The organism is Flavobacterium sp. (assembly GCF_031381455.1).
Classification (GTDB): Bacteria; Bacteroidota; Bacteroidia; order Flavobacteriales; family Flavobacteriaceae; genus Flavobacterium.
Genome location: NZ_JANMXZ010000010.1, coordinates 21,455 through 27,682, shown reverse-complemented (window position 1 = coordinate 27,682; position 6,228 = coordinate 21,455). Strand labels below are relative to the sequence as shown.

Genomic DNA, 6,228 nt, shown 5'->3' with positions numbered 1-6,228 from the left:
TGGGCTGGTTACCGTTACTGTTGGTACTGGATTAATAACAACTGTTGTTTGTCCCGGTTGACTTGGACACGTTGTAGTGGTATTGGTAATGATAACGCTATAAACACCTGCTATTGTGGTAGTGAATGTTGCTACGTTTCCGGGATTCGTTGCTCCCAATGGAACTGTCCATGTGTAAGTATACGTTCCTGCCGGTGTCGGTGTTGCCATTACTGTCGCTGGTGTTCCTGCACAAACTGGTGGGCTGGTTACCGTTACTGTTGGTACCGGATTAATAACAACTGTTGTTTGTCCGGGTTGACTTGGACACGTTGTAGTGGTATTGGTAATGATAACACTATAAACTCCTGCGGTTGTAGTGGTGAATGTTGCTACGTTTCCGGGATTCGTTGCTCCCGATGGAACTGTCCATGTGTAAGTATACGTTCCTGCTGGTGTTGGCGTTGCCGTTACTGTCGCTGGTGTGCCTGCACAAACCGGTGGACTGGTTACTGTTACTGTTGGTGTTGGATTGATAACCACTGTAGTTTGTCCAGGTAAACTTGAACAAGTTGAAGTGGTATTGGTAATGATAACGCTATAAACTCCTGCGATTGTCGTAGTGAATGTTGCTACGTTTCCGGGATTCGTTGCTCCCGATGGAACGGTCCATGTGTAAGTATACGTTCCTGCTGGTGTTGGTGTTGCCGTTACTGTCGCTGGTGTGCCTGCACAAACCGGTGGACTAGTTACAGCTACTGTTGGTTTTGGATTTATAGTAATAGTTACTGTTGCTGTATCCGTTGCACATAAAGCCGAAGAGACTGTGTAAGTAAATACGTAAGGACTTCCTGCCAAAGTCATTGTAGACACATCAAGAGTACCTTGAGAACCATTAATTGTAGTAATTGGACCTGTCCAAACACCTGTATTATCTGGTGTTCCACCTAATAAATTAAATAAATCAAATGGAGCCGTCGAAGAAATCTGATCAACACATATTCCTCTATTACCATCATTACCTGCATCGTTTGGCTCATAAATATTTACTAAAACATCAAATCGGTCACTACTTTCACACGGTGGATCAATTGTAGTAGCATAATAATGTTGACCATTTACAAGTGGGGTCGATAAATCTAAAGGAATTCCAAATGCCAATGTCAAATACCAATTATTATTACCAGAAGCTACTAAGTCACCAACCGTTGGCGGATTGTTATTACAAAATTCTTGAATAGCATTACCTGTTGGCACTGGAACAATTCCCACATTTACAAATAACTGAAGCCTTGAAGTTTCACATCCGGTAGACGGATTAGTCTGACTAATATAATAAATAGTGTTATCTGACAAAACCGCTGTAGGAGATAAAGCAGTTCCTCCACTTGGCACTGTGTACCATTTTAAACCATTACCAGATATTACGAATTGTGGATTTGATGGTGTCGCTTGGTTAGCACTGGTTACACAAACGCCTTGAAAATTTGCACCAGTCGGCGCAGAATAAACTGTAACAACAACACTTTGTCTTGTACTACAAGGTCCTGTAATAGAATCTGCAAAATAATCCTCACCATTTATTAAACTTGTAGAGCTTGCCAAAGGAGATCCTCCTGTAGCATTAGCATACCATCTAATACCACCACCATTATCTGTAGCAACAAGACTCGCAACAGTTGGAGATTGTGTATCACAAAATGACTGGGTAGCATTTGTTACAGTAGGACATTGAGAATATACAGAATCATTACACCATAGAAGAGATAGTAATAAAAAAACGTAAACAGAATAATTTTTAACAAGAGTAGTGATTCTCATAAGCAATTCAATTTTAGATAATTCTTTACTGATTGACCGTATACTCTTTTACATTATATTTAAATGTTACATTTTTTATATAGCAAAAATGATTTAAACTGATATTAATAGTATACTCCTAAGCAAAAAAATACTTCCACTATATTACTCATAATAATAGACACAGAATTTGACTTATTAAAATGTTATAAACAAATTAATCAACAGAAATAAAAATAACTCATCTAATTAAAATTGATTTATCTTATTGAAATAAAACATTTTAAATAATATTAAAAAATAATTTTAGAGTTATTAATAATCTGATTTCGCTTTTAAAAATAAAAAATTGTTAATAAGTTTGCGTCCAATTGCAAAGCTATTAACAACTATTTGTAAAATTAAAATGAATTAAAAAGTAATGTTTTGGATGTCTTTTGAAGCGTTTTTGAATTCTTGAATTACCTCATCAATAATAGACTCAACCGATTTAATTTCATGAATTAATCCTGCTATTTGGCCTATTTCAAGTTCACCTTCTTCTAAATCTCCTTCAAACATTCCTTTTTTGGCTCTGGCTCTTCCTAATAATGCTTTTAAATCTTCGGGGGTTGGACATTTTGAATACAAGTCTTGAATATCATTATAAAATTTATTTTTTATCAATCGCACCGGAGCTAATTCTTTCAACGTTAATTGGGTATCACCTTCCTTTATTCCAATAATAGTTTTCTTGAAATTATCGTGAGAAGAACTTTCAAACGACGCTGCAAATCGAGAACCCATTTGGATACCATCAGCACCAAGAACCATAGCGGCAAGCATTCCTCTTCCTGAAGCAATTCCACCCGCAGCTATTAGTGGAATATTAATTTGTTCTTTTACCATCGGAATTAAAGCAAACGTAGTGGTCTCTTCCCTTCCATTATGTCCACCTGCTTCAAAACCTTCGGCAACAACTGCGTCAACTCCAGATTCCTGCGCTTTTAAAGCAAACTTTGAGCTACTTACAACATGCACCACAGTAATGCCTCTTTCCTTTAAATAACTTGTCCATGTTTTTGGATTTCCTGCTGATGTGAAAACAATTTTTACTTCTTCTTCAATAATAATTTGAATGATTTCTTCAATATTTGGATACAACATCGGAACATTAACTCCAAAAGGTTTATCCGTTGCTTTTTTGCATTTTTGGATATGCTCACGCAAAACATCAGGATACATCGAACCTGCCCCAATCAATCCCAATCCTCCGGCATTACTGACAGCACTGGCTAATTTATAACCACTATTCCAAATCATCCCGCCTTGAATAATTGGGTATTTTATATTGAAAAGTTGGGTGATTTTGTTCATTTATGCTTAATTGAGTCCAGTATTAATTTTTAATGATTTTTCCAGTTTGAACAAACGAATTGCTATTTATTTTAAAGAAGTAAATCCCAGAATTGATGTTTTCCAATGAAAGTGAAGCATCTGTATTTTGAATACTTTTCTCAAAAATAATTTGACCTAACCCATTGTAAAAACTAATTTTTGCTTCACTAAAAGTAGCAGGGAACGAAATAAAAAGTTCATCAGAAACTGGATTTGGATACACTAAAAATCTATCTGCTGAATTTTGATTTACAGAAAGTGCGCTATTTAATGCCAACTGAAAATCGGGAATTCCGTAACCAAATTGGTTTGTTGGATTAACAAATCTATCGGCAGATTGCCTAACAAAATCTACAACTTGTTGGTTTGTTGCCCATGGAATTGCCTGCCAAAAACTGGCTATCATTCCCGCCAAAATCGGGCAAGAAAAAGAAGTTCCGCTTGCCGTTTGAATAGTGCCGCTTGTATTAGCGATAACACAAGACTGTCCTTGCGCCATAACATCTGGTTTTATTCTTCCATCAAATGATGGTCCGATTGAGCTAAAAGTCGCATATGATTCATCAGCTTTAACAGCTCCAACAGCCAAAACATTAGTAGCTTCTGCCGGAACACCTACATGATTGTATGGTTCGGCACTACTGCCAGAATTTCCAGCACTGGCGACAACTATCATCCCTTTACTAAAAGCAATATTAGCTCCTTTTGAAGCGAAGGCTGTATTACCTGTAAACTCATCATAATAATGACCATAATTCGGATCATCAAAATCATAATAGCCCAATGATGTAGAAATGATATCCGCTCCTAGCCTATCTGCTTCTTCAGCTGCTTCAACCCAATAACTTTCTTCTACAGGACTTTCTTGGGTTACGTCTTCGGTAACAAATAAATAATATTGCGCATCTGGTGCCGTTCCAACAAGTTGACCATCAACATAACCTCCCATACAGGAAAGAGTCATCGTTCCGTGATTGTGTAACGAGTAAACGTTGGTGTTCCGGCTAACAAAATTATAACCTCCTAGCATCAAATTATTATCGAATAACCGCTGAAAAGGAGCTGTTGAATTAACGTTTATAAATCCAGAATCCAGAACCGCAATTATTTTACCTGTTCCAGTATAATTTGCCTGATGCAGTAAATGCCCGTTTAGCATTTGAATTTGATTGTTGGAATTTCCGTAATTAAAATTGATCAAAACATCCATCTGTTTATTGACCGGATTGATGGTTCTCGGAGTTGGTCTTTTCGAATTCAACGAAGCATCGGCAAAGCGAACACGATTTACATAGGGCAACAAAGTCAACGCATTAATATCGTTAATACTACCTTGAATGTGAAGACAATTCAACCATTTTGATTTTGCTTTAACCGTAATTCCGTTTGCAGTCGTAATTCCATCAATATAAGGTTGGTGAATTGGCACATCATTTTCATTCAACGCAATAACTTGATTGGTTCTTCGGTCTAAAGCTCGTTGGGTCAGAAAATCTAAAGGCGTATTCAACTGTGCTGAAGCGTTTGGTTTATCATTAAAATAAACCCAGGCGTCTTCTTGAGAATATCCATAAAAACTTAAAAGAAAAAGGACAATAAAGAAAAGTTTGTTCATAGCATTAACCCATTCAGAATGCTAATTTATGAAATTACTCCTGAACCAACTAATTCGTCATCAATATTCCAAGCTACATTTGACCCGAGCTTAGCGAACTGACGAAGTAAATTAAAAGGAGGAAGCCCAGTGGGCTTCAGGTATAGTTTTTTTGATAAAAAACAGATGTTTTTCAGTTATGAAATTACCCCTGAACCAACCAACTCGTCATCAATATTCCAAGCTACAAACTGCCCTTCCGTTATAGCCGATTGTGGTTCGTCAAAAGAAACATACAAACCACTTTCAAATTGATATAAAGTTGCTTTCTGTAAAGCTTGACGATATCGAATGCGAGCCATTACTTGCATCGATTCACCATTTTTCAATGCTAAATCTTCGCGTATCCAATGAGTTTCTGAAGGTTGCACTTTCAAAGTTTTTTTGAATAAGCCCGGATGATTTGCTCCTTGACCAGTATAAATCGCATTGGTTTTTACATCTGTCGCGATGATGAAAAGTGCTTCTTTTGTTCCGCCAACATTCAATCCTTTTCTTTGCCCAATGGTAAAGTAATGTGCACCTTGATGTTTGCTCACAATTTTTCCACTTTCAGCAGTATATGAAATTCCTTTGCTTTCAAATGCTAATTTTTCTTCTAACGAATTAAAGATTGGTTGTTCTTGATTATATATTGAACTAGTTGCATCAATTTCATAAATCAAACCTTCTTTGGGTTGCAATTGTTGTTGTAAAAATTCAGGCAAACGAACTTTTCCAATAAAACACAAACCTTGTGAATCTTTCTTTTCGGCTGTGACCAAATCTAATTTCGTAGCTATTTCACGAACTTCAGGTTTGGTTAACTCGCCAATTGGAAATAAAGATTTAGCCAACTGTTCTTGCGATAATTGACAAAGAAAATAAGACTGGTCTTTGTTTCCGTCTTTTCCGGCAAGCAATTGATACGTTAGCTTCCCATCAACTTCAATTTCTCCTTTTCTGCAATAATGTCCAGTGGCAACATAATCGGCACCAAGCGATAAAGCAATTTTCATAAAAACGTCAAACTTAATTTCACGATTGCACAATACATCCGGGTTTGGAGTTCGTCCTTGTTCGTATTCCTTGAACATATAGTCGACTATTTTTTCTTTGTACTGTTCGCTTAAATCAACTGTTTGGAAAGGAATTCCCAATTTTTCAGCTACCAAAAGTGCATCGTTGCTGTCTTCGAGCCATGGACATTCATTGGAAATGGTAACCGAATCATCGTGCCAATTTTTCATAAAAAGACCAATGACTTCAAAGCCTTGTTCTTTTAAAAGATAAGCAGCAACACTTGAATCAACACCACCGGAAAGTCCAACAACAACTCGTTTCATTTGAAATATTAATTGTTTTTATTGGTCATATGCAATAGCTAAAGCTATTTCATTAAACAAAAAATTTTGCGGCAAAGTTACCGCAAAATCTCT

4 protein-coding genes are annotated in these 6,228 nt (G+C 36.7%); all 4 read right to left on the bottom strand.

Annotated elements, in window-relative coordinates; translation table 11 throughout:
- On the bottom strand, positions 1–1,800 hold a 1,800-nt coding region (locus RMN97_RS03260; protein ID WP_309613088.1), incomplete at its 3' end, for a hypothetical protein.
- Between the two features lie 390 nt (positions 1,801–2,190).
- Positions 2,191–3,135, bottom strand: coding sequence for a nitronate monooxygenase (locus RMN97_RS03255; protein ID WP_309613087.1), 945 nt, complete (start codon positions 3,133–3,135; stop codon positions 2,191–2,193).
- 22 nt (positions 3,136–3,157) lie between these two features.
- Positions 3,158–4,771, bottom strand: a complete 1,614-nt coding sequence (locus tag RMN97_RS03250) for a S8 family serine peptidase (protein ID WP_309613086.1) — start codon at positions 4,769–4,771, stop codon at positions 3,158–3,160.
- A 176-nt stretch (positions 4,772–4,947) separates the two neighbouring features.
- A complete protein-coding gene (gene mnmA / locus RMN97_RS03245) occupies positions 4,948–6,135 on the bottom strand; it encodes a tRNA 2-thiouridine(34) synthase MnmA (protein WP_309613085.1) in 1,188 nt (395 codons plus the stop codon).
- Positions 6,136–6,228 lie beyond the last annotated feature (93 nt).